27 protein-coding genes are annotated in these 25848 nt (G+C 71.6%); 9 read left to right on the top strand and 18 right to left on the bottom strand.

Translation table 11 applies throughout. The features are described 5' to 3' along the window. Positions 1 to 2 precede the first annotated feature (2 nt). The 5 genes from ACFWJW_RS00450 to ACFWJW_RS00430 are packed head-to-tail and all read right to left on the bottom strand — an operon-like array spanning position 3 to position 6390. A complete protein-coding gene (locus ACFWJW_RS00450; protein ID WP_387232710.1) occupies positions 3 to 2000 on the bottom strand; it encodes an ABC transporter permease in 1998 nt (665 codons plus the stop codon). Beyond that, positions 1997 to 2167: a hypothetical protein gene (locus ACFWJW_RS00445; RefSeq protein WP_387232707.1), complete on the bottom strand. Its 171-nt coding sequence runs from the start codon at positions 2165 to 2167 to the stop codon at positions 1997 to 1999. The genes ACFWJW_RS00450 and ACFWJW_RS00445 overlap by 4 nt, the downstream gene beginning before the upstream one ends. After that, positions 2167 to 3288 carry a glycine betaine/L-proline ABC transporter ATP-binding protein gene (locus tag ACFWJW_RS00440; protein ID WP_387232705.1) on the bottom strand — a complete coding sequence of 374 codons (1122 nt, stop codon included), beginning with the start codon at positions 3286 to 3288 and terminating at the stop codon, positions 2167 to 2169. The genes ACFWJW_RS00445 and ACFWJW_RS00440 overlap by 1 nt, the downstream gene beginning before the upstream one ends. Further along, a complete protein-coding gene (locus ACFWJW_RS00435) occupies positions 3288 to 4829 on the bottom strand; it encodes a GMC family oxidoreductase (protein WP_387232702.1) in 1542 nt (513 codons plus the stop codon). Before ACFWJW_RS00435 ends, ACFWJW_RS00440 begins: the two co-directional genes overlap by 1 nt. Positions 4830 to 4887: 58 nt before the next feature. Then, positions 4888 to 6390: an aldehyde dehydrogenase family protein gene (locus tag ACFWJW_RS00430; RefSeq protein ID WP_387232699.1), complete on the bottom strand. Its 1503-nt coding sequence runs from the start codon at positions 6388 to 6390 to the stop codon at positions 4888 to 4890. A 214-nt stretch (positions 6391 to 6604) separates the two neighbouring features. Here ACFWJW_RS00430 and ACFWJW_RS00425 point away from each other — a divergent pair, with 214 nt between their 5' ends. From ACFWJW_RS00425 to ACFWJW_RS00410, 4 genes are all read left to right on the top strand, one after another. Then, positions 6605 to 7405 carry a hypothetical protein gene (locus ACFWJW_RS00425; RefSeq protein WP_387232696.1) on the top strand — a complete coding sequence of 267 codons (801 nt, stop codon included), beginning with the start codon at positions 6605 to 6607 and terminating at the stop codon, positions 7403 to 7405. Between the two features lie 94 nt (positions 7406 to 7499). After that, positions 7500 to 8072 (top strand): Uma2 family endonuclease, encoded by a 573-nt coding sequence (locus ACFWJW_RS00420; protein WP_387232693.1) that lies wholly within the window; start codon positions 7500 to 7502, stop codon positions 8070 to 8072. Between the two features lie 232 nt (positions 8073 to 8304). After that, on the top strand, positions 8305 to 9207 hold the full coding sequence (locus ACFWJW_RS00415; protein WP_387232690.1) for a TolB family protein: 903 nt from the start codon (positions 8305 to 8307) through the stop codon (positions 9205 to 9207). A 148-nt stretch (positions 9208 to 9355) separates the two neighbouring features. Continuing rightward, on the top strand, positions 9356 to 9565 hold the full coding sequence (locus ACFWJW_RS00410) for a DUF5988 family protein (RefSeq protein ID WP_042147532.1): 210 nt from the start codon (positions 9356 to 9358) through the stop codon (positions 9563 to 9565). Positions 9566 to 9589: 24 nt separating this feature from the next. On the opposite strand, the gene ACFWJW_RS00405 is transcribed toward ACFWJW_RS00410, so the two are convergent. The 5 genes from ACFWJW_RS00405 to ACFWJW_RS00385 form a co-directional block, all read right to left on the bottom strand. Then, positions 9590 to 10645, bottom strand: coding sequence for a hypothetical protein (locus tag ACFWJW_RS00405; protein WP_387232686.1), 1056 nt, complete (start codon positions 10643 to 10645; stop codon positions 9590 to 9592). Between the two features lie 2 nt (positions 10646 to 10647). Beyond that, positions 10648 to 11022, bottom strand: a complete 375-nt coding sequence (locus tag ACFWJW_RS00400; RefSeq protein WP_386689182.1) for a hypothetical protein — start codon at positions 11020 to 11022, stop codon at positions 10648 to 10650. Then, positions 11009 to 12880 (bottom strand): hypothetical protein, encoded by a 1872-nt coding sequence (locus tag ACFWJW_RS00395; RefSeq protein ID WP_387232683.1) that lies wholly within the window; start codon positions 12878 to 12880, stop codon positions 11009 to 11011. The genes ACFWJW_RS00400 and ACFWJW_RS00395 overlap by 14 nt, the downstream gene beginning before the upstream one ends. A gap of 147 nt (positions 12881 to 13027) precedes the next feature. Further along, the gene (locus ACFWJW_RS00390) at positions 13028 to 13210 is read right to left on the bottom strand and encodes a DUF397 domain-containing protein (RefSeq protein WP_387232680.1); all 183 of its coding nucleotides are present in this window, start codon (positions 13208 to 13210) and stop codon (positions 13028 to 13030) included. Then, a complete protein-coding gene (locus ACFWJW_RS00385; RefSeq protein ID WP_387233411.1) occupies positions 13128 to 14087 on the bottom strand; it encodes a Scr1 family TA system antitoxin-like transcriptional regulator in 960 nt (319 codons plus the stop codon). The genes ACFWJW_RS00390 and ACFWJW_RS00385 overlap by 83 nt, the downstream gene beginning before the upstream one ends. Before the next feature lie 204 nt (positions 14088 to 14291). Between ACFWJW_RS00385 and ACFWJW_RS00380 the strand changes: the two genes are divergently transcribed. Next, positions 14292 to 14681, top strand: coding sequence for a hypothetical protein (locus ACFWJW_RS00380; RefSeq protein ID WP_387232677.1), 390 nt, complete (start codon positions 14292 to 14294; stop codon positions 14679 to 14681). Continuing rightward, complete coding sequence (locus tag ACFWJW_RS00375; protein WP_387232674.1) at positions 14671 to 15840, top strand: glycosyltransferase; 1170 nt, start codon at positions 14671 to 14673, stop codon at positions 15838 to 15840. The genes ACFWJW_RS00380 and ACFWJW_RS00375 overlap by 11 nt, the downstream gene beginning before the upstream one ends. A gap of 16 nt (positions 15841 to 15856) precedes the next feature. Here ACFWJW_RS00375 and ACFWJW_RS00370 read toward each other — a convergent pair whose 3' ends face one another. The 6 genes from ACFWJW_RS00370 to ACFWJW_RS00345 all read right to left on the bottom strand — a co-directional run bounded on the left by ACFWJW_RS00370 (position 15857) and on the right by ACFWJW_RS00345 (position 21890). Next, positions 15857 to 16291: a low molecular weight protein-tyrosine-phosphatase gene (locus tag ACFWJW_RS00370; protein WP_387232672.1), complete on the bottom strand. Its 435-nt coding sequence runs from the start codon at positions 16289 to 16291 to the stop codon at positions 15857 to 15859. Continuing rightward, positions 16288 to 16857, bottom strand: coding sequence for a DegT/DnrJ/EryC1/StrS family aminotransferase (locus ACFWJW_RS00365; RefSeq protein ID WP_387233409.1), 570 nt, complete (start codon positions 16855 to 16857; stop codon positions 16288 to 16290). The genes ACFWJW_RS00370 and ACFWJW_RS00365 overlap by 4 nt, the downstream gene beginning before the upstream one ends. A 315-nt stretch (positions 16858 to 17172) precedes the next feature. Further along, positions 17173 to 18165: a malate dehydrogenase gene (locus tag ACFWJW_RS00360; protein WP_387232669.1), complete on the bottom strand. Its 993-nt coding sequence runs from the start codon at positions 18163 to 18165 to the stop codon at positions 17173 to 17175. 457 nt (positions 18166 to 18622) lie between these two features. Then, on the bottom strand, positions 18623 to 19714 hold the full coding sequence (locus ACFWJW_RS00355; protein ID WP_387232666.1) for a helix-turn-helix domain-containing protein: 1092 nt from the start codon (positions 19712 to 19714) through the stop codon (positions 18623 to 18625). Positions 19715 to 19965: 251 nt separating this feature from the next. Continuing rightward, positions 19966 to 20937 carry a helix-turn-helix domain-containing protein gene (locus ACFWJW_RS00350; protein WP_387232664.1) on the bottom strand — a complete coding sequence of 324 codons (972 nt, stop codon included), beginning with the start codon at positions 20935 to 20937 and terminating at the stop codon, positions 19966 to 19968. Beyond that, positions 20934 to 21890, bottom strand: coding sequence for a helix-turn-helix domain-containing protein (locus ACFWJW_RS00345; RefSeq protein WP_387232661.1), 957 nt, complete (start codon positions 21888 to 21890; stop codon positions 20934 to 20936). Before ACFWJW_RS00345 ends, ACFWJW_RS00350 begins: the two co-directional genes overlap by 4 nt. Positions 21891 to 22218: 328 nt before the next feature. Between ACFWJW_RS00345 and ACFWJW_RS00340 the strand changes: the two genes are divergently transcribed. Then, positions 22219 to 22632, top strand: a complete 414-nt coding sequence (locus ACFWJW_RS00340) for a peptidase inhibitor family I36 protein (RefSeq protein WP_387232658.1) — start codon at positions 22219 to 22221, stop codon at positions 22630 to 22632. Positions 22633 to 22762: 130 nt separating this feature from the next. On the opposite strand, the gene ACFWJW_RS00335 is transcribed toward ACFWJW_RS00340, so the two are convergent. Together ACFWJW_RS00335 and ACFWJW_RS00330 are read right to left on the bottom strand one after the other, a co-directional pair. Beyond that, positions 22763 to 23191, bottom strand: a complete 429-nt coding sequence (locus ACFWJW_RS00335) for a DUF3017 domain-containing protein (RefSeq protein ID WP_387232655.1) — start codon at positions 23189 to 23191, stop codon at positions 22763 to 22765. Between the two features lie 66 nt (positions 23192 to 23257). Continuing rightward, positions 23258 to 24112, bottom strand: a complete 855-nt coding sequence (locus ACFWJW_RS00330; RefSeq protein WP_042147487.1) for a bifunctional methylenetetrahydrofolate dehydrogenase/methenyltetrahydrofolate cyclohydrolase — start codon at positions 24110 to 24112, stop codon at positions 23258 to 23260. 242 nt (positions 24113 to 24354) lie between these two features. On the opposite strand from ACFWJW_RS00330, the gene ACFWJW_RS00325 reads away from it, so the two are divergent. Together ACFWJW_RS00325 and ACFWJW_RS00320 are read left to right on the top strand one after the other, a co-directional pair. After that, positions 24355 to 25125 carry an RDD family protein gene (locus tag ACFWJW_RS00325; protein WP_387232652.1) on the top strand — a complete coding sequence of 257 codons (771 nt, stop codon included), beginning with the start codon at positions 24355 to 24357 and terminating at the stop codon, positions 25123 to 25125. 116 nt (positions 25126 to 25241) lie between these two features. Further along, a complete protein-coding gene (locus ACFWJW_RS00320) occupies positions 25242 to 25814 on the top strand; it encodes a hypothetical protein (protein ID WP_387232649.1) in 573 nt (190 codons plus the stop codon). Positions 25815 to 25848 lie beyond the last annotated feature (34 nt).

Genomic DNA, 25848 nt, shown 5'->3' with positions numbered 1-25848 from the left:
GGTCAGGCTCCCTTCCCCGTCGTGCGGCGTTCCGTGGGCTGGGTGACCCGGTCGAGCATCAGGCCCAGGCACACGATGGCCACACCCGCGACCAGGCCGAGGGCCAGGTCTCCGGTGGCGAGGCCGGTGACGACGTCGTAGCCGAGGGCACCGCCGCCCACCAGGCCGCCGATGATGACGACGGCGAGGACCAGCACCACGCCCTGGTTGACGGCCAGCAGGAGCGCCGGCCGGGCGAGGGGGAGCTGGACCTGGCGGAGGATCTGCCAGCGGGTGGCACCGAGGGACTTCGCCGATTCCATGGCGGCGGGGTCCACCTGGCGCAGGCCCTGGGTGGTGATGCGGATGACGGCCGGCAGGGCGTAGACCACGGCAGCGGCGGCGGCCGGGGCACGGCCCACGGCGAAGAGCGCGACGACCGGGATCAGGTACACGAACTGCGGCATGGTCTGCATGACGTCCAGGACCGGGCGCAAGATCGCTTCGAGGCGCTTGCTGCCCGCCGCCAGGACGCCGACGCCGAAGCCCAGCACCAGGGTCACCACCAGCGCGGCGAGCACCTGGGAGAGGGTGTTCATCGACGGCTTCCACACGCCCAGCACACCGATGGCGGCCATCGCGAGGACGGCGGTCAGCGCGGTGCGCCAGGTGCCGATGAGCCAGGCCAGCGCGGCGACGATGAGCAGCGTGCCGTACCAGGGCAGCGCGGTCAGACCGTCCCGCAGCGGGTTGAGCACCCAGTTGGTGAAGTGCGCGGCCCAGTCGGCGGTGCCGCCGATGACCGGGACTCCGGAGTAGAGGTGGTCGACCATCCACTCCTTGAAGTCGTTGACGGGGCGGGCCAGGTCCACGGCCCAGGCGCCCGGCCAGACCAGCGAGCCGGTCAGCCGCCCGGCCAGGGCGAAGGCGGCGGTGACCACGGCGATGCCGGTCCACGCCTGCCAGCCGCGCAGCCACGCCGGGCCGGTGGTGGTGTCGGCGCCGAGCCGCGCACCGGCCGCGGCCGTGGTGCGGTCCATGACGATGGCCAGCAGCACGATCGGGATGGCGGCGGCGAGCGCGGCACCGACGTCGACCGAGGCGAGCGCCTGGTAGACGCGGTCACCGAGACCGGCGGCGCCGATCATCGAGGCGATCACGACCATGGACAGCGCCATCATGATCGACTGGTTGACGCCGAGCAGGAGTTCCTTACGGGCCAGCGGCAGGCGGGCGGTCAGCAGCCGCTGCCGGCCGGTGGCGCCGAGCGAGGAGACGGCCTCCAGGACGCCCGGGTCGGCACTGCGCAGACCCAGCGCGGTCAGCCGCGCCATCGGCGGCGCCGCGTAAATAACAGTGGCCAGCAGCGCGGCGGGGACGCCGATGCCGAAGACCAGCACGACGGGCAGGAGATAGGCGAAGGCCGGCAGCACCTGCATGGTGTCGAGGACCGGGCGCAGCAGCCGGAAGAGCCGCTCGGACAGTCCCGCGGCCAGGCCGAGCAGCGCGCCGACGACGACCGAGGCGGCGACCGCCACGACCATCAGGGCGAGCGTCTGCATGGTCGGGACCCACATCCCCAGCAGGCCGCTGACCAGGAAGGAGATCAGCGCGGTGGCGGCGATGCGGACACCGGCCACCCGCCAGGCGATCAGCGTGACGCCGGCCGTCACACCCGTCCAGCCGAGCGCGAGCAACAGCAGATAGACGGCGCGTACGGAGATGACCACGGCGTTGGAGAGGTGGCCGAGGAAGTAGACGAACAGCCAGTGGCTGTCGCGGTTGTCGATGATCCAGTCGCTGGTCTTGCCGAGCGGGCCGGAGACGTCGACGGTCAGCGAGGACGGCCAGGCGGCGCCGTACTTGGTGGCCAGCAGCGGCACGAGGACGGCCGCGGCGACGACGAGCAGCAGGAGCTTGGCGAGGCCGCGGCGGTGGAGCAGGAGCTGGGCCGGGCCCTTGGGACTGTCGACGGCGGTCGTGCCGCGCGGAGCAACCGGGGTCGCGGAGACGTTACTCATGCGCGCCCCCGCTTCACGGTGCCCGTGGGCACATTGAGCGCGGCGCAGCGCTGGGCCTCGCGCCAGTGGCGCAGCAGGGTGGCGCGCAGCCGGGCGCGCGGGGTGGCCGCGGGAGCTCTGGAGCCGACGGCGCGGAGGGCGCCGCCGCGGGTGGTCGCGGTGTACATCAGGCAGCCACCTCGCCGTGCTGCGGGCTGTCGACCCGGGCGACCACGTTCAGCAGACAGGCGTGGTCGATGATGCCCAGGCAGCGGCCGTCGTCGACGACCCGGGCCGCGCCGCCGGAGCGGGCGACGGCCTCGATGGCGTCGGAGATCAGGGTGTCGGGGCTCAGCGCCGGACCCTGGTCGGCCTCGCCGTCCTCGGCCGGGCGCATCGCGCGGCGCACGGTCAGCACCTGCTCGCGCGGGACGTCCCGGACGAAGTCGCGGACGTAATCGTCGGCCGGGGAGCCGACGATCTCCTCGGGGGTGCCGAGCTGGACGATCTCGCCGTCGCGCATCAGGGCGATCCGGTCACCGACCCGCAGCGCCTCGGCGAGGTCGTGGGTGATGAAGACCATGGTGCGGCCCTCTTCGCGGTGCAGGCGGACGACCTCTTCCTGCATGTCGCGGCGGATGAGGGGGTCCAGGGCGCTGAACGGCTCGTCGAAGAGCAGCACCTCGGGGTCCACGGCGAGCGCACGGGCCAGGCCGACGCGCTGCTGCTGACCGCCGGAGAGCTGCCCGGGGCGGCGCTTCTCCATCCCGGCCAGGCCGACCTTGTCGACCATCTCGTTGGCCTTCGAGCGGCGCTCCGTCTTGCCCATGCCCTGGATCTCCAGGCCGTAGGCGACGTTGTCGACGACGGTGCGGTGCGGCAGCAGGCCGAAGTGCTGGAAGACCATGGCGGCGCGGCGGCGGCGCAGTTCGCGCAGCGTGGTGCGGTCCATGGCGCGGACGTCCTCGCCGTCCATCTCCAGCTCGCCGCTGGTCGGCTCGATCAGCCGGGTCAGACACCGCACGAGGGTGGACTTGCCGGAGCCGGACAGGCCCATGACGACGAAGACCTCGCCCTTGTGGACGTCGAAGGAGACATCGCGGACGGCGGCCACACAGCCGGTCTGCTCGCGCAGCTCCTGGGCGCTGAGCTCCTTCACGGAGGAGTCGCCGGGGATGCGGTCGGCTTTGGGGCCGAAGACCTTCCAGAGGTTGCGGACGGAGAAGACGACCTCACGGGCGTCCTTCCCGTTCTCGGCGGCCTGGCGGGCGTTGGGTATCTCGGATGCGCCGGCGGAGGTGGTAGCCATCACGCATCACCTCCTTGGGTCGGAGCCTTATGGAGCAGTTCGGCGCACTTCTCCCCCACCATGAGCACGCCCAGCATCGGGTTGACCGCGGGCATGGTCGGGAAGACGGAGGCGTCGGCGATACGGATGCCGGACAGCCCACGGATCTTCAACTCGGGGTCCACGACGGCGAGTTGGTCATCGGCGGCGCCCATCTTGCAGGTGCCGGCCGGGTGGTAGACGGTGTGGGCCGCCTTGCGCACCAGCTCGCTGATCTCCGCGTCGTCGGTGACCTCGGGGCCGGGGAAGACCTCCCGCTTGAGCCACTTGGCGAACGGCTCGGCCTGGGCGATCTTGCGGGCCAGCTTGACGCCGTCGACGAGGGTCCGGCCGTCGTAGTCGTCCTCGTCCTCGAAGTACTTGAAGTCGAGGGCGGGCTTGGCCTCGGGGTCCGCGGAGGTGAGGTAGAGGCGGCCGCGGGAGCGGGACTTGGGGATGTTCGGGGTCATCGACACGCCGTGCTCGGGGCGCTCGTAGCCCAGCCGCTCGGGGTTGTCGGTGAACGGGATCTGGTAGAAGTGGAACATCAGGTCGGGGCCCTTGTGCCCCGGGTCCCGCTTGACGAAGAGGCCCGCGTCGGAGTCCATCGCGGAGTTGCCCGGGATCGGTCCGTTCGTCTCCCAGACGATCACCGACTCGGGGTGGTCGATCAGGTTCTCCCCGACGCCCGGCAGGTCGAGCACGCAGGGCAGACCGAGCGCTTCCAGGTCCTTCTTCGGCCCGATGCCGGAGTGCATCAGCAGCCGCGGGGTGTCGACGGCGCCGGCGCAGACCAGCACCTCACGGGCGGCCTCGACATAGACCTCCTCGCCGTCCTTCGTACGGACGTGGACACCCTTGGCGGTGGTGCCGTCCAGCTCCAGCTTGTGCGCCCAGGTCTCCAGCATCAGCGTGAGGTTCGGCCGGTCACCGGCCTCCATGTGCGGATGCAGATACGCGACCGACGCCGACGACCGCTTGTTGTTCTCCGGGTGGTACGAGAGGTCGAAGAAGCCGACGCCCTCGTCGAAGGGCTTGTCGTTGAAGCCGACGACCTCGGGGACACCGAGGGCCGTCTTGGTGGCCTCGATCCAGTCGGTGGCGATCTGGTTCTGGTCCTTCTTCGCCACCCGCACGATGTTGTTGCGCAGCTTGCCGAAGTAGGGGTCCATCTCCGCGGCGTTCCAGCCGGTGGCACCCGCCGCTTCCCACTCGTCCCAGTCGGACGGCAGCGGCTTGAAGGAGATCAGCGTGTTGTGGGAGGAGCACCCGCCGAGCACCTTGGCGCGGCTGTGCAGGATGTGCGAGTTGCCGCGCGGCTGCTCGGTGGTCGTGTACTCGTAGTCCAGGTCGCCGCCGAGCAGGCCGAGCCACTTGCGCAGCGTCAGCACGTCCTCGCGGTCGATGTCGGACGGGCCGCCCTCGATCACGGCGACGGTGACGTCCGGGTCCTCGGTGAGGCGGGAGGCGATGACGGAACCGGCAGTGCCGCCGCCGACTACGACATAGTCATACACAGGCATTGGGGGTGCTCCTTCTTACAACGTGCGTGGTGCGGGTGGTGCCGGGGAGGCGGGGGTGTCAGCCCGCGAACCAGCGCACCGGCTCCGGCCGGAGGTTTTCGTAAATGTGCTTGCTCTCGCGGTACTCGTCCAGACCCGCGGGGCCCAATTCCCGTCCGATGCCGGACTTGCCGAAGCCGCCCCACTCCGCCTGCGGGAGGTAGGGGTGGTAGTCGTTGATCCAGACCGTGCCGTGCCGCAGCCGGGCGGCGACCCGGCGGGCGCGCGCGGTGTCGGCGGAGAAGACCGCGCCGGCCAGGCCGTACTCAGTGTCGTTGGCCAGCGCCACGGCCTCGTCCTCGGTGCTGAAGGTCTCCACCGTCAGGATCGGGCCGAAGGTCTCCTCACGAACCACCTTCATCTCGCGGTGGCAGCCGTCGAGCACGGTCGGCGCGTAGAAGTAGCCGGTGGCCGGGCGGACGTCCGACGGCTCGGGCCGGGCGCCGCCGCAGCGCAGCTGCGCACCCTCGGCCAGGGCGGAGGCGACATACGCCTCGACCTTGTCGAGCTGCTGCTGGGAGACCAGCGGGCCGCACTCGACACCGTCCTCGGTGCCCCGGCCGAGCTTGATCTTCTCGGCGCGGCGGGCGAGCTCGGAGACGAAGCGGTCGCGCACCGACTCCTCGATGATCAGCCGGGCACCGGCCGAGCAGACCTGGCCGCTGTGGATGAAGGCTGCGTTCAGCGCCTGGTCGACGGCGGTGTCGAAGCCCTCTTCAGTGGCGCAGGCGTCGGCAAACACCACATTGGGGTTCTTGCCGCCCAGCTCCAGCGCGATCTTCTTGGCGCCGGAGACCGCCGCGGCGCCCGCCTTCGTCCCGCTGACGAGACCGCCCGTGAAGGAGAACAGATCGACGTCCGGGTGCTCGGCGAGCCGCTGGCCCACCGGCAGCCCCGCACCGGTGACGATGTTGGCGACCCCGGCCGGCAGCCCGGCCTCGACCAGCAGCTTGACCAGGTGCACGGTCGACAGCGGGGTGACCTCGCTGGGCTTGATCACAAAAGTGTTGCCGGCCGCGAGGGCCGGCGCGATCTTCCAACTCGCCTGGAGCAGCGGGTAGTTCCACGGCGTGATGAGCGAGCAGACACCGACCGGCTCATGCACGATCACGCTGTGCACGTCGGGCGAACCGGCGTCGACGACCCGGCCGCCGCTCTCGTTCATCACCAGGTCGGCGAAGTAGCGGAAGGCGTTGGTGACGTCATCGACGTCGACCCGGCCCTCCTCCAGCGTCTTGCCGGTGTCCCGGCTCTCGATGAGGGCGATCTCCTCGCGGTCGCGCTGGAGCAGGTCGGCGACCCGGCGCAGCAGCGCGGCACGCTCGGCGACGGGGGTCCGGGGCCAGGCGCCCTCGTCGAAGGCCCGGCGGGCGGCCGCGACCGCCGCGTCGGCGTCCTCGGCACCCCCCTCGGCCACCAGCTGGAGCGTCGTCGCGTCGGCGGGGTCGAGGACCTCCCGCGTTTCGCCGGCTGCGGCGGCCTGCCACACCCCGTCTACGTGAATGGTCTCGATTGACGACACGTCGTTCTGCCTTCCGGTTACCGATCTCGTACGCACTGGTGCAACCACTGGCATCACCAGCAACGTGGACCCCTCCCCGGAAGCGGCGGACCTATGCCCAAACATTCATGGAAAGTGACTCGACTCACTGAACGTGCGGCCGAATATCCCGGAACGTACCCTGAATAGCCGTATGTCCCAGGCTGCATTTCCCCTCGGGACCGGAGGTACCCAGATGATCAGCAGACGGCGTGCCGCCACCGCCACCGCGGCCCTGACCTGCGGGGCAGCCCTGATCGCCGGGCCGGCCTGCACCGGCGCCGCGGCGGCCGAGGATCCGGACGGCGGCGAGGGCGACCTCGCCAACAAATCGGCCCAGCAGATCTCCGACGATTCCCTCCACCAACTGGTCGCCGCGAAATCGCTGCGGTTGCGCACCCGGACCAGTGCCGATCCCACCAAACTCGACCTCACCCTCGACCGCGCCGGAAACTGCACCGGCGCCATCAGCAAGGGCGAGCTCGGCCGCGTCGAGCTCGTCAAGCGCGGGAACCAGGTCTGGATGAAGCCGGACGCCGCCTTCTGGAAGAGCCAGCTGCCCGGGAACGAGGGCCGCGACGCCGCCGAGAAATACAAGGACACGTTCCTGCACGGCACCACCAAGGACACCTTCCTCGGCAACCTCTCCGCGGCCTGCGACCTCCGGGCGTTCCAGAAGTCCGCCATACCCCCCGAGCACCCGCCCTCCGGCGCCCCCACGGCCGCGCCCACCCTCACCAAGGGCCGCCCCACCACCCACGAGGGCGCCCGCGTCCTCCCCGTCGTCAAGAAGGCCCAGGGCGCCGTCCAGACCCTCTACGTGGCCATCGACGGCAAGCACTACCCGCTGAAACTCACCGCCGAGGTCGACCACCAGACCGGCACCATCCTGCTCAGCAACTACGACACCCCGGTCTCCACCAAGACCCCGGCCCCCGGCGACACGGCCGATATCTCGGTACTGGAGGACCGGCTCCAGGGGTCACAGAGCGCGTGACCCCTGTTGGTAGCGGTACGTAACCGTTCGTACATACGTATCGTTGAACCGTGCGGCTGCCCGCGGCGCGCGGGCAGCGGGGAGGAGCGGCACGGTGACCATCGAACTGACCGACAGGACCGAGATGGCCAGTGGTAGCGAGCTGGACGACATGTTCGAGCAGATGCACATCCCCCCGGGCTACAAAGCTGAGATCGTCGAGGGGACCATCTACATGGCGCCGCAGCGGGCCACGCACTGGGAGACCATCGCTGACATCTTCGAGCAGCTCCGTACGCGGTATCCGAGGAAGCGCGTGCTGTCCGACGTGCGCATCGACTTCCCCGGCCATCTGAACGGGTTCGCCTCCGACGTGGTGGCGCTGGCCGAGAACGCCACCACGGACGACACAGGCCGCCCGCGCTATCAGGACATCGAGTTCGTCGCCGAGGTGATCTCCCAGAGCACCGGCAAGAACGACTACGGCCCCAAGAAGACGGCCTACGCTCTCGCCGAGGTCCCGGTCTACATGATCGCCGACCCCTACCTCGGCCGGTGCCGCGTCTTCACCGACCCGCAGGACGGCGACTACAAGCTCGACCTCACCGTCGCTTACGGCACGCCCGTGGACCTCTCCCACACGGTCGTCGGAATCACCTTCTCCACCGAAGAGTTCCCCAGGGACTGACCCCACGGGCCGACGGCCTCCCGGCCCCTGCTGGCGATGCGGACGCGGGTCAAGTGGAGGCCCCGTGAAGGGTGTGACGTTTTCTGGATCACCGGCGCTTCTTCATATGCGAGTTCGAATCCCGGGCTCGCATACTCCGAGGCCCCCGGGCCTCGTCACGGAAGGAGCGTACGTGCGGATTTCACGCACTGCGTTGTCCCTCAGTCTTGCTGTCGCGGTGAGCCTGCCCCTTATGGGCAGCGCGTCCGCGGCGGCCCCCTTCACTTCGGAGAGCTCCGGCAGCCTGAGCGAGGACAGGCTGCTGGTGTCCGAGCGGACCAGCGACTACCGCCGGACCGTGGAGATGGATCCCGCCGGCGGAGCGGCCACCCGCACCGTCGCGGACGGCCTGGACGGCGTCTACTCCCCCAGCGGCTCCCAGATCGCCTACATCCGCTACGGCGACACCTGCGTTCCGCAGGGCGAGGGCTGCACCTACCGCCCCGACCTGGTGACGGCCACGGCGAGCGGCGCCAACCAGCATGTCCTGGTCCCGGGAATCGAGAGCGAGACCGGAGAGGTGTATGTCGCCAATCCGGACTGGGCTCCGAACGGCAAGCGCCTCGTCTTCGACTCCCCCCGCGGCATCGAATCGATCAACGCGGACGGAACCGGTTCCGAGACGCTGACCGGCTCGGGGCTCCGCGCCACCTTCTCACCCGACGGCACCCGGATCTCGTACCTCCGGACCACCTCGTACGAGGGCCCCGACGGCACCGAGTACGGCACGGATGTGTTCGTCATGGACCTCGCCACCCGGGAGAGCCAGCAGGTCACCACCGACCACCAGGCCGTGTCGACCCCGGCCGACTGGTCCCCGGACGGCCGGCACCTCGTCTACGGCGGAAGGTACGGCCTGAAGACCGTCGACCTCGCGACCGGTGCGCAGACGGACCTCCACGACGACGCCACCTGGCCCGGCGCCCTCACGGACGTCAGGACCCCGGTGTACTCCCCGGACGGCACCCGTATCGCCTTCTCCGGCTGGGACGACGCCACGTCGACGCGGCGCATCTACACCGTCGCCGCGGACGGCAGCGACCTCCGGACCGTCGCCGAGACCGGTGGGACCCTGACCGACTGGATCGCCAAGTAGCCCCCAGGTGACACCGCGCCGGGCCCGGTGGGGTGACACCCCGCCGGGCCCGGCCGTTCGCGGGGCCGCCGGGTCGGCGTCGGCCGGCCGTCACCCGCGCTGCCGAACCAAAGGGGCCGCGGCCGGCCGCCCGGACGACAATGCAGGCATGGCTGACACCGCGGCGAAAGCAGTGCTCGAAGGCGGTCCCGAGGAGTTCCCCGGGCGGATCGTGCCGATCGATCCGCCCGGGACCGAGCTGAAGATCCCGTTCCGTAACGGCTATGAACACTTCCGGGCCACCAGCCGGCAGCAGAAGACCTCCGAGGGGACGCTGCCCGTCTACGAGTGGTGGGAGCGCACGGAGCTGCCCGGATAGCGAGGCGCCGGGCGCAGGCACCGCTCAGGTGTGGGGGACGAAGGTGCGCAGCGCGATCTCCTGGGTCTGCTCCTGCTCCGGCCAGTCCTCCTCGGCGCCCAGGACGAGCACGGCGAACTGGCGGCCGTCGGCGGCGGTGAAGGCACAGTCGACGACCTTGACGCGGGTCCCGAGCCGCTTGCTGTCATAGGCGTAGACCAGTTGGTTGGCGTCTATGCCCGGTCCCGGGAAACCGAGCGGTTCGAGGCTGATCTCGCGGTAGCCGGGGTTGGCGGACAGGCCCTGGGATGCCTGCCGGAGGGCCTCGCGCGGGGTGATCTCGGGGTCGGTGATCTCGAAGATCTGCACCAGTCCGCGGTCGTCCGGGGCGGTGTAGAACACCCCCGTCTTGCGCTCGCTGCGCGTCCAAGTACCGGGCACCGCGAGGGTGAAGCCCTTCTTGTCGTGGGCGAGGCGGAAGCCGTCCGGCAGGTCGGTGAGGGTGGGCGCGGGCGTGACGCTGTCCGGGGCACCGGTGGACTGCCCGGTGGCCGTACGGGACGGGGCGGATGCCTTGCTGCGGGCCGGGGGGTGAGCGGCGGCCGGATCGTCGTCGTGTCCCCAGAGCAGATAGCCGGCGCCGATGACCGCCGCGATCACGGCCACCGCCGCCCCGGCGACCAGCCCCGTCCGTCGTCGGCCACCGGGGGCGTAGGCGGAGCCTGCTTCGGGAGGGAGATACGGGTCGGGGGTGTACGGGTCAGTGGGGTACCGGTCGGTGGGGTGCGGGCCGGTGGTGTACCAGTCGGTGGGGTGCGGGTCGGCCGCGGGATCCGGTAAGCCACCGGCCAACGAGCTCGGGTGCGGGTAGGGGTAGGTGCCGCGCGGTGCGGCGGGCGCCGGGGGCGGGTCGGCCGGAGGTGCGTCGGACGGGGGCGCGGCGGACCGGGGCGCCTCGGCTCCGCCGTCTTGGGGCCCGCTCACCGACGGCGTGAAGGACGGCCGGGGCGGCATTGGGCCCGTGTAGGGGGCGGGCGGTGGGGTGCCGGTCTCCCAGCGCTGGGTTTCGCTGTTCCAGCGGGGCGGGCCGCCGCGCTTCATGGTCAGCCTCCCGCCAGTGCCGCGACCGCCTGGCTCACCGCGGCGCCGGAGGCCAGCAGGCCCACCACCGCACCGGCGTCCGCGAGCGCCGTACGGAGCCGGGACAGCCGTCCGGGCCCGGCCGCGCCGTGGTCCGCGATCTCCGTCTCCGTTTCGGTGAGTTCCCCGCTCAGGGCCGTGATCTGCGGGCTCTCCACCGCCCGGGACAGATCGTCGCGCAAGGCGCGGACGGCGCGCAGCAGTTCCTCCTGCGCCGGGTCCACCGCCGGTCCGGCCGGGCCCTCGTGGTGGGTCACCGTGTTGTGGTCGCCAATGGCGAAGGCACCCCGGACGCTGCCGATGTGGATGCCGTTTCCGCGCTCGTCAGCCCTTGCCACGCTGGGCACTTCCCTTCGTCCCGTTCCCGCGCGTCGTCCCGTTCCCGCGCGGGGGTGCGGAGTGGTGGTTGATCGTGTTGTGGTCGCCGATGCCGACGGCGCCCTGTGCGGATTCGACATACACGCCGCCCTCGGCGACATGCACGACCCGCTGCTCGAACTCGTCGGTCTGGTAACCCGCCTCGCGCAGCGCCGTGGTCACCCCGGCCGCCACCCGCTGCTGAATGGTCTTCAGATAGCGGGCGACGTCCATGTCCTGGAAGAGCGAGGACTCGCCGAACGAGCCCAGCTCGCGTACGGCGACGCCGGGGCCTTCGGGCAGCGCCCCGCCGTGTCCCCCGGTGGCCAGCCGCCAGGCCGACAACAGTCCGCGGGCCAGCGTGCCGAGGGCGTGCCCGGCGGAGCGGGGCGTTTGGGCCAGCGCCCAGACCGCCTTGCCGAAGTGGTGATGGTGGCGGTACCGGTGGGCGATCCGGTCGGCGTCCTGGAAGCGCTGCCGCAGCGGCCACAGCACATGCGGTGCGACCTCCAGCATCAGCATCCCGCCCTGGGTGTGCACCCGTACGAAGACCGTGGTGACGATGCCCTCGTTCCAGCCACCGACCCGGATGCGCAGGAAGTGCCGCCGGGTCTCGCCGCCTTCCTCGACCGCCGCGGCCCGGTGTTCCTCGAACGCCTCCGGGGCGTACGGCGCCGCCTCCCGGCTCGGCAGCCCCTCGGCCGGCAGGAAGACACACTCGTCGATCTCCAGCGCGCGCAGCCGGTCGCGGACCGCGGCCGCGGACGCCGGCGAACCGTGCGGCGACGGCACCCGCAGCGCCGCCACCAGCGGCACGATCCGGGCCAGGATGGCGCTGTTGTCCAGCGGTTCGGCGACGCGGTCGGCGCGCGGGTTCAGCTCCACCGACAGCGACCAGGTCTTGTACGGCTGCCCGGCGCCGCAGAACGGGTTGGCCGCCCGGTACATCACCAGCGGCCCGTGCTGCTCGGTCCGCACCCGGTCCCGCAGCCGCAGGAAGCGGTAGCTCTCGGAGCGCTCGGCGGGGTCGGACCGGACGTCGGGGAAGCGTTCCCTGGACAGCTCGTGCGCCAGCACCCGGGCGAACTGCCCGCGTTGCAGGGCGACCAGGAGGGCCAGGACCAGCGGCAGCAGCAGCGCGATCCACACCCCGACCAGCAGGCCGGACGCGTGGGTGGCGCCGAAGCCGCTGCCGCTGCCGTAGGGGCTGTCCCACGGGCTTGAGCTGTAGGAGCCGTATTCGTCCGAGGAGTCGTCGCCCGTCAGGGAGTTCAGCACGTCCGGGAGCACCCGGCTGAACAGCCATCCCGGGCCCAGGATGGCGAGCCCGCCGACGACCGCCGCCACCAGCAACGACACATAGAAGAAGGCGAGCGTCAGCCGGCCGTACCAGCGCAGGACGAAGGAGAGGAAGCGGGCCGGCCCCGGCAGGACCGGGGACCGGCGGACGATGCGGGCCAGCGCCATGAGGACGACGGGGAAGACATAGACCCCCGCGAGTCCGGAGGACAGCGGGAGGGCCGCGATCCACAGCAGCAGGATCCCCGCCGCCCAGCCGAGCTGGAGCCGCCGGGCGCGCAGTGCATGGGCCAGCACGCGGGCGGCGTCGATGCCCAGGGAGGGTGCGGCGAACCGCTCCTCGTGGACGTACAGCTCGTCGATGACCGCGTCACGGAAGCTGTCGTCCATGTACGTGCCCGCGCACAGCAGCCGGGTGGCCTCGCTGGCCCCCGGCGGGATCGGGGGGAGCGGCGCCGGGGGCGGGACGCCGTCCGGCTTGCCTAACCGCGGCGGACCGCCGGATTCACCGTGCTGCGCAGGCACATCCGTCCGAGTCATCGGCTTCCCCCATCACCAGACCAACGAGCCGTCGCCGAGGGCCTGTTGAGCAGGCGGGCTGCCGTTTCCGGCCGCGGCGGCGCAGAACCCGCAGCATAAGGGAGTGGAGCGCTCCGTGTCAGCGCGATAACCCAAGGTCGCCGTGGGTCAGACGGCCGAGGGGAACTCCCCGCTCTTGAGGGCCGCGACGAAGGACGACCAGCCGCCCGTAGGGAAGACCAGTACGGGGCCGTCGGGGTCCTTGCTGTCACGGACGGGGACGGAGTCGGGGATACCGGGGGCTAGTTCGATGCAGTTGCCGCCGTCGTCGTGGCTGTAGCTGCTCTTCATCCACGTGAGCGCCACTTCGATGCAGTCGCCGCCATCGTCGTGGCTGTAGCTGCTCTTGATCCATATCGCTGTGCTCAGCTGGTGCTTGTCCATGGTCCCCGTACCCTTCCATGAAGTCGCCGATGAGAGCGGCGGATTCGGGGGCTGACAGAGCATCCGCCCTGAGCACATCATAGGTCTGGCTGTGGCGGGCGAAGGCGGCTGGATCGTCGTGGAAATGGCCGCGCTCCAGAGACTCCGAGTAGAGCCACTCGTCACCGCCGGGCAGCGTGATCAGAGCCATGGAGGCTTTGGGTCGCCGAAGCTCGGCACGGTCGGCCGGGGCAACCTGCACGCGGATGTTGTCGTACTGCCCGACCCTCAACAAGTGAGCACATTGGTCCCGCATGACCGCCGGACTCCCCACAACATTGCGCAGGCAGCTCTCATCCAGAACGGCCACGTAGAACGGGCCGTTGGCGACCAGGAAGCGCTGCTGTCGACTCAGTCGCGCCCGGACTCGCTCCTCCACCTTCTCGACGTTTGTGATGCGGCGACTGAACAGCGCGTGGGCGTAATCAGGGGTCTGCAACAGCCCCGGGATTACCTGCTCTTGATATGCACGCAGCGCCACCGCCTTCGCATCCATCTCCGCCCGCCGCTCGAACCAGTCCGGATGCTGCACTTCGGGATACCAGTCGATCCGCCCCCACAACCGCAGCAGCACTCCGCCCGTCCCCAGCAGCTCGTCGCACTGCTCGGCGAAGGTGTCCTGTGGTACGCGCGTGCCCGCCTCCACGCGGGCGACCTGCGAGCGGTCGCACGGGATCTTGTTCGCCAGCTCCTCCTGCGTGTAGCCCGCCGCCTCCCGGAAGTGCCTCAAGACCTCCCCGAACACGGCGGCATTGGTGGCTGCCGGTCCACTCTCTGCATTGCGTCGTCGTCGGCTCACCGCATCCCCCTTGGTGCCAGAAGGTGAGTGTCACGCGTCTGACGTTGCGACCCGCACTACGGGGCGCAACGCTGAACACACCCAACGTAATGGGTGGGTCTGACAACTGCGCCGGGTTCTCGCGCAACCAACCTCTGGGAGTCAATGAGCATGAGTTACGACCGGGATGCCGTCCCGCCGTTGCCGGGGCTGCGCCTGCTGCCGTGGGAGAGCGAGGGCGGGAAGCCGTGCTTCCTGTCGGCGGACGGGGCCGGGGGCGCGCTGTCGCGGTTGGCCGATGAGATCGAGGCGGAGCTGTTGTGTGACGGTGCCGAGGTGCTCAAGGGCGCGGTGGCCGTACTGGACGACGGCAAGGCGGGCGAGCATGCGTTACGGCGGGCGCTGCGGGCGACCACGCAGTCCTTCGGCGATGTGCTGCGCGTCGCCGACAGCCGGGGCGCGCGCCTGCCCGTGGCGGCGGACGGCGGCCAGGAGGCCGACGAAAGGGAACTGCGGGCCGACCGGGGGGCTGCCGGTAACGTGCCGTGGCGTGACTACTGACGCTCCTCGCACCTTTCGCCTGATCGTCACCGGCGGAGGCACTGGCGGCCACACCTACCCTGCCCTGACGGCGATCCGCACTCTGCAAGCCCGGCTGGCGGCCGGCGGCGGCACTCTCGGCGTTCTCTGGATCGGCACCCCGGATGGTCTTGAGGCTCGTATCGCTCCGGCTGAGGGCATCCCCTTCACCACGGTCGCTACCGGCAAGATCCGGCGCTCCAACAACCCTCTGAAAATGGCCAGCCCGGCGAACATCAGGGACATGGCGCGCGTGCCGCTCGGGGTCGCCCAGGCACGCAAGGTCGTGGCCGACTTCCGGCCGGACGTCGTCCTCGCGACAGGTGGCTACGTTGCAGTCCCGGCCGGGATCGCCGCGCGCATGTGCAAGCGCCCGCTGGTGTTGCACGAGCAGACCGTGCGGCTCGGGTTGGCGAATCGCAAACTCGCCGGGTCGGCTACGCGTATCGCGGTGTCCTCGGAGTCGACGCTGCCGCTGCTGCCGGAGGCGCTGCGCGGTGCCGCGGTCGTGACGGGGAACCCGGTGCGCCCCGAAGTGCTGACCGGGCATGGGGACAAGGCGGTGACGGCGCTGGGGCTCGGCGGGTTCGACCGTCGGCTCCCGACCCTCTATGTCACCGGCGGCGCCCAAGGCGCCCAGCAGATCAACCAGGTCGTGGCGGGCGCGCTGTCGTGGCTGCTGGAGCGTGCCAACATCATCCACCAGTGCGGGCCGGCGAACGTTGATGCTCTGCGGCAGCATGCGGCGGGCCTGCCCGCTGAACTCGCGGCCCGGTACCACCTCACGGGGTTCGTGGGTGCGGAGCTGCCTGACGTCTTGGCTCTCGCCGACGTCGTGGTCTCTCGCAGCGGTGCCGGCACCCTCGCGGAGCTCACGGCCCTCGGAAAGCCAGCCGTGTTCATCCCGCTGGCCTCGTCGGCGGGGAATGAGCAGGCGCACAACGCACGGCACTTGGAGGAGGCCGGCGCCGCCGTTGCTCTGCTCGATGACGTCACTGCCGGTGCACTGAAGAATACGGTCGGGTCGCTGCTCACGGATCCCGCGCGGCGCAAGGCGATGGCGGAGGCGGCCCGGGCGCACGGGCGGCCCGACGCGGCGGACAGGCTGGTGGATGTGCTCCTGTCCGCCGCCTCCGGTTGAGCGGCGCACCGGTGCGTTACGGGACGTGCTGGACAGCGCCTTCCTCGATGAGGGCGACGACGACGGCAAAGTCCTCCGGCCCTTTGCCCCAGGGATCGGGGACGTCCCGGTCCCCGAGGTAGCGGGCGAGCTTCGGCGCCGTCGCCTCGTCGGAGAGGGCGCGGAGCGCGGTGAGGTTGCCGGTGTCCATGGCGAGCACTGCGTCCGCCCACTCCAGCAGGGCCTGGCTGATCTGCACGCCGCGGTGTGGGGTGAGGTCGTAGCCGGCCGCCGCGGCAGCGGTGACCATCTCAGGGTGCGCTGGGCGCCCGACCCACTTGTCCCGGGTGCCGGCCGAGCGTACCTCGACCGCCGAGCCGCCCAGCTCAGCGAGGATGAGCGCGGCGAGCGGTGAACGGCAATGGTTGCCGAGGCAGACGGTCAGCAGCCGACGGGGACGGGTGCCGGTCACCGGTCCGTCTCTGCCGCGAGGGCTGCCCGGAGTTCGCCGGTGATGTGTTCGGCGGCGGCCTCCGTGAGGTGCTGTTGGAAAGGGAGCGTCATGATCTGCCCGCCCAGACGCTCGGTCACCGGCAACGGCCGGTGCCACGCGGCGAACGCCGGCTGCGTGTGGTTCGGCGGGTAGTGCACGCCGACGCCGATTCCACGCTCCAGCAGCGCGTGGAATACCCGGTCGCGGCGGCCATCGAGGACGCGGACGGCGCACAGGGCCGGGACCGTACGGTCTACGTCGGCGTCGACCAGGCTGACGCCGTCGATCCCGTCAAGAGCCGCGGCGTATGCGCGCCAGAGCGCGCGGCGCCGGGTCTCCGCCTCCGCGAAGTGGACGAGCTGCACCAGGCCCACCGCGGCGTTGAGCGGCGACATCTGCACGCGCATCCCGAACCCGTCAATCGTGTACGTCGTCGCCTCCGCGCGCCGGGCCGCGGACTCAGGAGGCGGGCGACCTCGACGCAGGACAGGCGCAGACCGGCGCGGTACGGACGACGCTGGACCGATACCGCCCGCATGTGGCATGCCCTGGGCGACGGCCGCCAGACCTTCGCTGCGCTGCGGCGCGTCGAGCATGAGGCGCCGCAGGAAGTGCGACGGCCGGCGCTCCGCGCCCTCACCTCCGATCTGCTGTACGGCTCTGCCCGGGTGCCAGGGGTTCGGGAGTTCGCGGCCCGCACAGGAGCGTTGACCTCCTGAAGCCAAAAAGCCACAAACCTCAGCGGTCGTCCCCACATGACCGGGACCGGGCCGACATGACCGAGCCCGCACGGCCGTTGTGGACCGTACGGGCTCAGTGAGGCTGCGGTGCCGCGCACGTGGGGCGGCCGCGGCGGTGGGTCAGCCGAGGAGGCCGAGACCGCGGACGGCCTCGCGCTCCTCCGTCAGCTCCTGCACGGACGCGTCGATGCGCTCGCGGGAGAAGTCGTTGATCTCCAGGCCCTGGACGATCTCGTACGCGCCGTCCTTGGTGGTGACGGGGAACGAGGAGATCAGGCCCTCCGGGACGCCGTAGGAGCCGTCCGAGGGGATACCCATCGAGGTCCAGTCGCCGGCGGCGGTGCCGTTGACCCAGGTGTGGACGTGGTCGATGGCGGCGTTGGCGGCGGAGGCGGCGGAGGACGCGCCACGGGCCTCGATGATCGCCGCACCGCGCTTGGCGACGGTCGGGATGAAGTCCTCGGCCAGCCACTTCTGGTCGTTGACGACCTCGGCGGCGTTCTTGCCGGCGACCTCGGCGTGGAAGATGTCCGGGTACTGGGTGGCGGAGTGGTTGCCCCAGATCGTCAGCTTGCGGATCTCGGACACCGGGGTGCCGGTCTTCTTCGAGAGCTGCGAGAGCGCGCGGTTGTGGTCCAGGCGGGTCATCGCGGTGAAGCGCTCGCGCGGGACGTCCGGCGCGGCGGCCTGGGCGATCAGGGCGTTGGTGTTGGCGGGGTTGCCGACGACCAGGACCTTGATGTCGTCCGCGGCGTGGTCGTTGATGGCCTTGCCCTGCGGCTTGAAGATGCCGCCGTTGGCCTCCAGGAGGTCGCCGCGCTCCATGCCCTTCGTACGGGGGCGGGCGCCGACGAGCAGCGCGACGTTCGCGCCGTCGAAGGCCACGTTCGGGTCGTCGGAGATGTCGATGCCCTGAAGCAGCGGGAAGGCGCAGTCGTCGAGCTCCATGGCGGTGCCCTCGGCGGCCTTCAGACCCTGGGGGATCTCCAGGAGGCGCAGCTTCACCGGCACGTCCGCGCCGAGCAGATGACCGGAGGCGATGCGGAAGAGCAGTGCGTAGCCGATCTGGCCGGCGGCGCCGGTGACGGTGACATTGACGGGAGTGCGGGTCATGGCGATCTCCTGCGCGGTGTGTTCCGGGGGCAAGCCCCTGGACCACCATGGTTGGCGGTGGGTGTCCCTGCCCAGCTATCAAGGTCTCTTGGTATCGAGAGACCCGGCCGTCAGGCTATCGGACCCCTGCCGGGGGCAGGCGCCGGGCCGGTGTGCAACACCTCACCGGGTGCCCCGGGACGTCCGTACGGCGGTCCGGAACCGGGCTTGCGGGGTCCGGTGCGCGCTCCGCGCGGGCCCCCGTGGGCGAGGGCGGCGGCCACCCGCTCTAAGGAGGGGGGAGTGCGGGCGGCCGCCGAGTTGTGCCACACCCGTGGGGGGATATTCGTCGCCTGCCCGGGATCCCGGAGGGCATGCCCCCCGTCTTTCGGACATCCTCCGCGGAGGGTGATCCCGGGTCTGCGGGCCGGCCGGGCGGCTCCCGCGCGGTGCGGTGGCCGCCCGTGCCAGGGGCGCGCTAGCGGACCGCGGCGCCGGCCGACGGGGCGGGTGCGCCGGCGGGCGTGGCCGGAACCGGGCGGGAGCAGCCCTTCACGCCCGCCACGGTCGTGCCGCAGGCCGCGACCTTCGCCGGGTCGCCGGTCACCTCGACCATCGGGGTGTAGGCGGCGCCGTTCTTCTCGGCCCGGGCCGTGGCGCTGTGGCCGCCGGCGCTGAGGGTGGCCTGGTCGCCCGGTGCCGCCCGGCTGATCCGGGCCCAGGCGGTGTGGCAGATCTTGCTGTAGCGGACCTCTATCACCGCCCGGCCGGCCCGGCCGCGGGACGGGGTGATGGCATGCCCGCCGCCGCAGCCCATCGCCTCCGGGTCCTTGCCGACGCAGCCGGCGCCGGTGCAGCGCACCCCGGCCGGCAGCACCTGCTTCGCGCTCGGTGCGGCCGCGGGGCGGGGGGCCGCCGCTTTCTTGGCCGTGCCGGTGCCGGGGTTGAGCAGGAGGAAGGCGGCCCCGGCCACCAGCGCCACACCGGCCGCGCCGGCGGCGGCCATGAGTATTCGGCCGCGGCGGGTGCGCCGGGCCGGGCCCTGGTCCGTGGGCGCCGCGGCCGGGGACGGGCCCGCGGCCGCCGCCCATTCGGGAAAGTCCGCGGCCGACGGGGTGTCCGTGCGTCGCTGTTGGGGTACCAGGGGCGGCTGGGCCGTGCCGGACGCCTGTGCGGTCTTTGTCCCCTTGGTGAACTTCGCGCTCTTCGCCGGGGGTTCGGCCTGGTCGGCGTCCCAGCCGAGCGCGGCGCGCGCCTGGGCCACGCTGATCGCTTCCATGGTGACGTCCTGCCGCATCTCGTCGCGGCTCCAGGCCCGTTCGGCCAGCTCCCACAGCGTGGTGAGGTGGGCGGGCTGGGCACCGGTCGCCTCGGCGAGCGCGACCACGGCGCGCTGCGGTGGCAGCAGCCGCCCGTTGAGATAGCGCTCCCAGGACGTTTTGCTGTAGCCCGTGGCGTCCGCGAGGGCGGCCACACTCAGGCCGCTGCGGTCCACGAGCCTGCGCAGCTGACCGGCGAACTCCCGCACCTGCGGATCCAGTTCCTCCGGCAGCGCCTTCCAGCGAGGCATTGCCTCCCCCTATCCCCCCGCGTACGTGCCCGAGCGCGGCCCCCGGCCCGCACTCCTTGCTCCCCGTCAGGACGCCCCCGGCCAGGACGGCGTTCCCCTTCACGGGCACACGGGAACATGCGGACATAGGTCACCCGTCCGTGCGCCCGTGACCCGAGCAGTGTGGCATTTCCGACGGAGTCCGGACGACTTCCGTACGTATCCTGACAAGAACCGGCCAGGATGGCATCAATATAGGCCCCGGTCAGGCACTATGCCGAGAAGCATTCTCTGGCCCCGCCGTCCGCCGGATAGAGGCACAGCCGGACGCCCTCGGGCCCGCGGGCCGCCGCCATCGGCGTGACGAGCGCGTCCTCGGCGTCGAACCGGTCCAGCACCCGCACCGACCGCGGCGCCACCCCCGGCACCACCACCTCGACCCGGTCCCCGATCCGGCCGCCCCGGACCCGCCCCCAGACCGCGCCGCACACCGTGCCGTAACGGAGCTGCACTTGCTCCCCGCCGGCCGCGGTGCGCTCCACGGGCGTCCGCACCAGCTCCGGGAGATCGCAGCGCATCGACTCCGGGTCCTTGCCGTCGCACGCCGTCGCCCGGCAGCCGGTCAGCTCGGGGGCGGCGGGCACGTCGCCCCCCACCGGGCCGGCCGCGCCGACTGCCGTCCAGACGGCCAGCGCCGCGACGAGCGCGACCCCAGCGGCCCCGGCCCCGGCCGCCACGCCCGCCAGCCGCCGGGCCGGCCGCGGCGACCACCGGGGCGTGACCTCGCGGCCCGCCGGGGGCCCGGCCGTCTCAACCGCGGCCGTACGCCTCGCACTTGCCCTGCCCGGCTCGTGGGCCGTCGCGCTCCCCGGCCCGTTTTTGACCGCCACGCTCCCCGGCCCGTTTTGGGCCGCCACGCTCCCCGCCTCCCGGGGCTGCGCCTCCCGGGCCTGCGCCTGCGCCGCGCCGGTCCGGCCGCGTCCGCTCCAGGCCGCGTCCGCCAGCTCCCACAGCGCCAGCAGCCGGCCGGCCGGTTCTCCCGCCAGCCGGCACAGCGCCTCGACCGCGTCCCGGGGCGGCAGCTTCTTCCCGTTCAGATAGCGCTCCCAGGACGACTTGCTGTACGGGGTGCGGGCGGCGAGCGCGGCCAGGCTCAGCCCGGTGCGCGCCCGTAACTCCCGCAGCCGCGCGGCCAGCCGGGAACTCTCGACACCGTCCCGCGGCGCACCGCCGGGCCCGCTCACCGGCGCAGCGCCTTCCAGGTGGCGGGGTCCACGATGCCGTCCGTGGGCAGCCCCGATCCGGCCTGTAAGCGCTTGACGGCGCGGAGGGTGCGGCCGCCGACGACGCCGTCCACCACGCCCGGGTCGTACCCGTGGCGGCGCAGCAGACACTGCGCCTCGACGACGTCCCAGCCCTTCGCGCCGCTGCCGAGGACCGCCGTTCCCGTAAGGCTGTGCCCGGCATACAGGGCGCCGTCCCGGCGCTGGAGACGGCAGCCGAAGGTCTCCCCCGGCCGGGGCGTGAACTCCGGTGCGGCACCGGCGTCGCGGCCGGCCATCGCGGCGCCCGCTCCGCGCCCGGCGGCGAGGTCGTCCTGCCAGGGGCGCAGCACCGGCAGCGCCACGACGAGCACGGCCAGCGCGCCCAGGACGAGCGGCCCGAGCGGCACCTGGCGGCCGGCGCCGGGAGCGGTGTGCGCGGCCGGGTGCCCGGCGGTGAGCGGCGCCTCGTCCCCCGCCGCCGCCCGTGGTGGAGGCCCAATCCGGCCCGGCGGGACCGGTGGGCCCAACGGGACCGGTGAACCCGACGGGGCCGGTGGGCCCGACGAGACCGACCGGACCGACGAGACCGACGAGACCGACGAGACCGATGGGGCCGACGGGGCCGGCAGGTCCTGCGGCCGGGCCTCCGGCACCGCCCCCCGTCCCGCGCTCCACGCCTGCGCGGCGACCTCGTGCAACGCCAGCAGGCGGGTCACATCGGCCCCGCAGAGCCGCGCCAGCGCCTCCACGGCACCGGCCGGCGGCAGCTTCTTGCCGTTGAGATAGCGCTCCCAGGACGACTTGCTGTACGGCGTGCGGGCGGCGAGCGCGGCCAGGCTCAGCCCGCTGTGGTCCTTCAACCTCCTCAGCTGTACGGCCAGTTGCCGCACCCGATGGTCCAGCGATGCGGGCAGCCCGCTCCAACGCGACATGTCCCACCCCATACGCGTTCGTTCTCCCCCGAGGCCATGGCCCCCTTTGTCGCCGATGATGGCGCGGATGCCGCCTCCGTTTCCGCCCTTTGCCGTCCGTATGCCGTCCGGACCGCTGTCCGGGCCGCTGTCCGGCCCCCTCCCCGTCCCACCGGAGCCTCCGGCGCGGTGACGTCCCCGCAGGTCAGCGGGTGGGACATCCCACGGCGTCCCCACCGGGGCGGTCCCCTTGGCCGGACAACGGCGGGTGGGCGCACAGTCGGTGGCGCAAACAGCGGGCGGCGCGGTCGACGCGCCGCCGCCCTCTGAACGGGGAGGAACCCACACCATGAACGTCCGCAAGCGCATCGCCCTCGCCGCGGCCGCCGCGGCGGTCTCCGGAGGGCTGGCACTGGCCCCCGCCGCGGGCGCGTCCGCCGCCCCCGCGGCGGCCAAGCACGGCTCGGTCACCGTCCAGCGGGCGCCGTCCAACTGCCCCCGCACCTATCTGTGTGTCTACCCGAAAGCGAACTTCAAGGGCACGCCGAAGAAGGTCAGGTCGAACAACCGGAACCTCAAGCCCTATGGCGGCGCCTTCAACTTGCCGCTGTCCGCGTACAACAACGGCTCCCAGTGCAGCGTGACCGTCTACGAGAAGGCCAACTACCGGGGCCGGCACGCGAAGCTGAACCGTGGCACCGGCTGGCGGTTCATCGGCAGCAACCTCATGACCATCTACTCCAACAAGTGGTGCGTGCGCTGACCCGGCCGGCCGGGTAGGCATCGCGTCACTCGCGTCACAGCACGACGGCGGCCCGCCTTCTCCCGAGGGGGAGGGGCGGGCCGCCGTCATCGCAATGCGGCCGTGCGGCCGTGCGCTCAGCCGCTCCGGGTCAGCGCACCGTGAAGTGCACGATGTCGTCCAGGAACGGGATGTGGATCCACGGCTTGGGCTGCACCATCAGCGACAGCATCACGATCACGAAGCCGAGCAGGCCGTAGGTCGCCATGTCCGTGAAGCGGGAGCGGACGGCGAGCATGCCCACCGACGGCAGCGCCCACCGCAGCACCGCGCCGGCCAGGAGAGCGAGCCCGATCACCAGCGTGCCGATACGGAACGCGTCGAGCGCCACGAGCAGCAGTCCGGCCGCGACCCCGCCCATGACGCTGAGCAGCGGCCACTGCCGGGCGGGCGCGGGGTAGCCGCCCGCGGCGGCGCGGCCGCCGCCTTCCGGGCGGGCCGTGTCGCGGGTCAGCGTCGGAAAGCGGCGCGAGGAGCGCTGCGGCTCGGAGGCTCCATCCGAATGCACGTCGGCACCCATGGCGGGCAGTCCCTTCCGGTCTCCGGATACGTCTGTCACGGACAAGGGTCTCAGGTCCCGCCGCGCTCAGCCGGCCGCGCGCTCGGCGGCCTCGACGACGTTGACCAGCAGCTGGGCGCGGGTCATCGGGCCGACACCGCCCGGATTGGGGGCGACCCAGCCGGCCACCTCGGCGACGCCGGGGTGCACATCGCCGACGATCTTGCCGGCCTCGTCACGGCTGACGCCGACGTCCAGGACGGCCGCGCCGGGCTTGACGTCCTCGGGCTTGATGATGTGCGGCACACCGGCCGCGGCGACGATGATGTCGGCCTGCTTGAGGTGCGACGACAGATCCCGGGTGCCGGTGTGGCACTGGGTCACCGTGGCGTTCTCCGACTTGCGGGTGAGCACCAGCGGCATCGGGCGGCCGATGGTGATACCGCGGCCGACGACCACCACGTGCGCGCCCTTGATCTCGACCTCGTGCCGCCGCAGCAGCTGGACGATGCCGTACGGGGTGCAGGGCAGCGGGCCCTCGATGCCGAGCACCAGCCGGCCCAGGCTCATCGGGTGCAGCCCGTCGGCGTCCTTGGCCGGATCCATCAGTTCCAGGACACGGTTGGCGTCGATGCCCTTGGGGAGCGGGAGTTGGACGATGTAGCCGGTGCAGGCGGGGTCCTCGTTGAGCTCCCGTACGACGGCCTCGATCTCCTCCTGGGTGGCGGTCTCCGGCAGTTCGCGCTGGATCGAGGCGATGCCGACCTGGGCGCAGTCGCGGTGCTTGCCGTTGACGTACCAGCGGCTTCCCGGGTCGTCGCCGACCAGGAGGGTGCCCAGACCGGGCTGCACGCCCTTGGCCTTCAGGGCCTCGACGCGGGTGGCGAGCTCGGACTTGATAGCGGCTGCGGTGGCCTTGCCATCCAGAATCTGGGCAGTCATACCCCCCATCCTCCCGGATGAGGGCGGTCACGTTCCAATCAGGGCATGCGGGGCGCCGGTGGCCGGAATTGATCATTGCACTTGGACAACGGTGAGACCCCTTGACTGGACAGAGTGAATGCGCAACTAGAAGGATTGACGCCGCAGTGCCGCAGGCTTCGTCGGGGGGTGGCCAGTGAATCCTGTTTTTCCTCCGCGTCACGCCTTGTGTCCCCCACTGACCCAACGGAGGAAAACAGCAGATGAGCTTTGGTGACCCGAACAACCCGTACGGCCAGCAGCAGCCGCCGCAGGCGCCGCAGGGCCCGTACGGCCAGCAGCCCCCGGTCCCGCCGCAGGGCCAGCCCGGCTACGGCTACCCCCAGCAGGCCCCGCAGCAGCAGCAGCAGCCGTACGGCTACCCCCAGCAGCAGGCCGTCCCGCAGCAGCAGCAGGCGTACGGCGGCTACCCGCAGCAGGGCGCGCCTTACGGCCAGCCGGGGATGCCGGGCATGGGCATGCCCATGGGCTACGCGAGCTGGGGTGCCCGGCTGGGCGCCTTCCTGCTCGACGGCCTGATCATCGCCGCGGTGCCGATCATCCTGTACATCATCGCGGGTGTCATGGCCGCCAGCTCCGCCTCGTCGGCGGCGAACGTGGACACCTCGTCCTGCCCGCCTGGTGACGTGCAGTGCATCAGCGACGCCTACAACACGGCCGCGGACAGCGCCACGCCGGTCGGCGCCCTCATCGTCATGGTCCTCGCGTGGCTGATCATGATCGGTGGGACCTTCTTCCTCATCGCCAAGGAAGGCGCCTCCGGCCAGACCCCGGGCAAGAAGGCGCTGGGCGTCAAGGTCATCAAGGAGGCCACCGGCCAGCCGCTCGGCTTCGGTATGACCTTCGTGCGCTACCTCTGCCGCTACCTGAACGGCCTGCTGTGCGGCCTCGGCTGGCTGTGGCCGCTGTGGGACGACAAGAGCCAGACCTGGGCGGACAAGCTCGCCGGCACCGTGGTCGTGAGCGTCAAGTAAGCCCGCTCTGGGCTGCACGGACGCCCTGAAGAGCCCGCGAAGGCCCCCTCGCAGCCGCGACCGGGGCCTTCGCGGCGCTCGCCATTCCGCCTCAAGTCGCCCGAAGGACACCGCTCGTGAGCTATCCCAACCAGAATCCCTACGGTCCGCCGCCGGGTCAGCAGCCCAACTACGGCTATCCCCAGCAGCCTCCGCAGCCGCAGCAGCCGATGGCCCCGTACGGCGGCTACCCGGGCGGTCCCATGCCCGGGATGCAGCCGCAGTACCCCACGGTGATGCCCGGTGGCGTCAAGGCCGCCCGGGTGCTGCTGTTCGTGCTGTCCGGTCTGAACCTCATCGGCCTGATCCTCGCGGTGATGGGGCTGGGCGGTGTCAGCAAGGCTTCGCACAACGCCTCGCCGTACGCCGCCGCGGATGACATCACGGCGATGAACGTCGGCAAGGGCCTGCTGATCGCGGTGATCGTGATCATCGTGATCTTCACCGGTACCGCGATCACGCTGGCCCTCCAGTTCGCCAACGGCGGTGGCGGGGTCCGGGTCGGCACCATCGTCTTCGGTGTCGCCAACATCATCCTGAGCCTGTGCACCTTCCCGATCGGCCTGGTGCACACGGTCCTCGGCGTCCTGGTGCTGGTCTTCGTCTCCAAGGACGAGGGCAACGCCTGGTTCAACCGGCCGCGTTACTGAGCACGGCGGACGCGAGCGACCAAGAGCGACCGAG

This window comes from Streptomyces sp. NPDC127097 (assembly GCF_042724075.1).
Taxonomy (GTDB): Bacteria; Actinomycetota; Actinomycetes; order Streptomycetales; family Streptomycetaceae; genus Streptomyces.
This window is presented reverse-complemented; position numbering and strand designations above follow the sequence as displayed.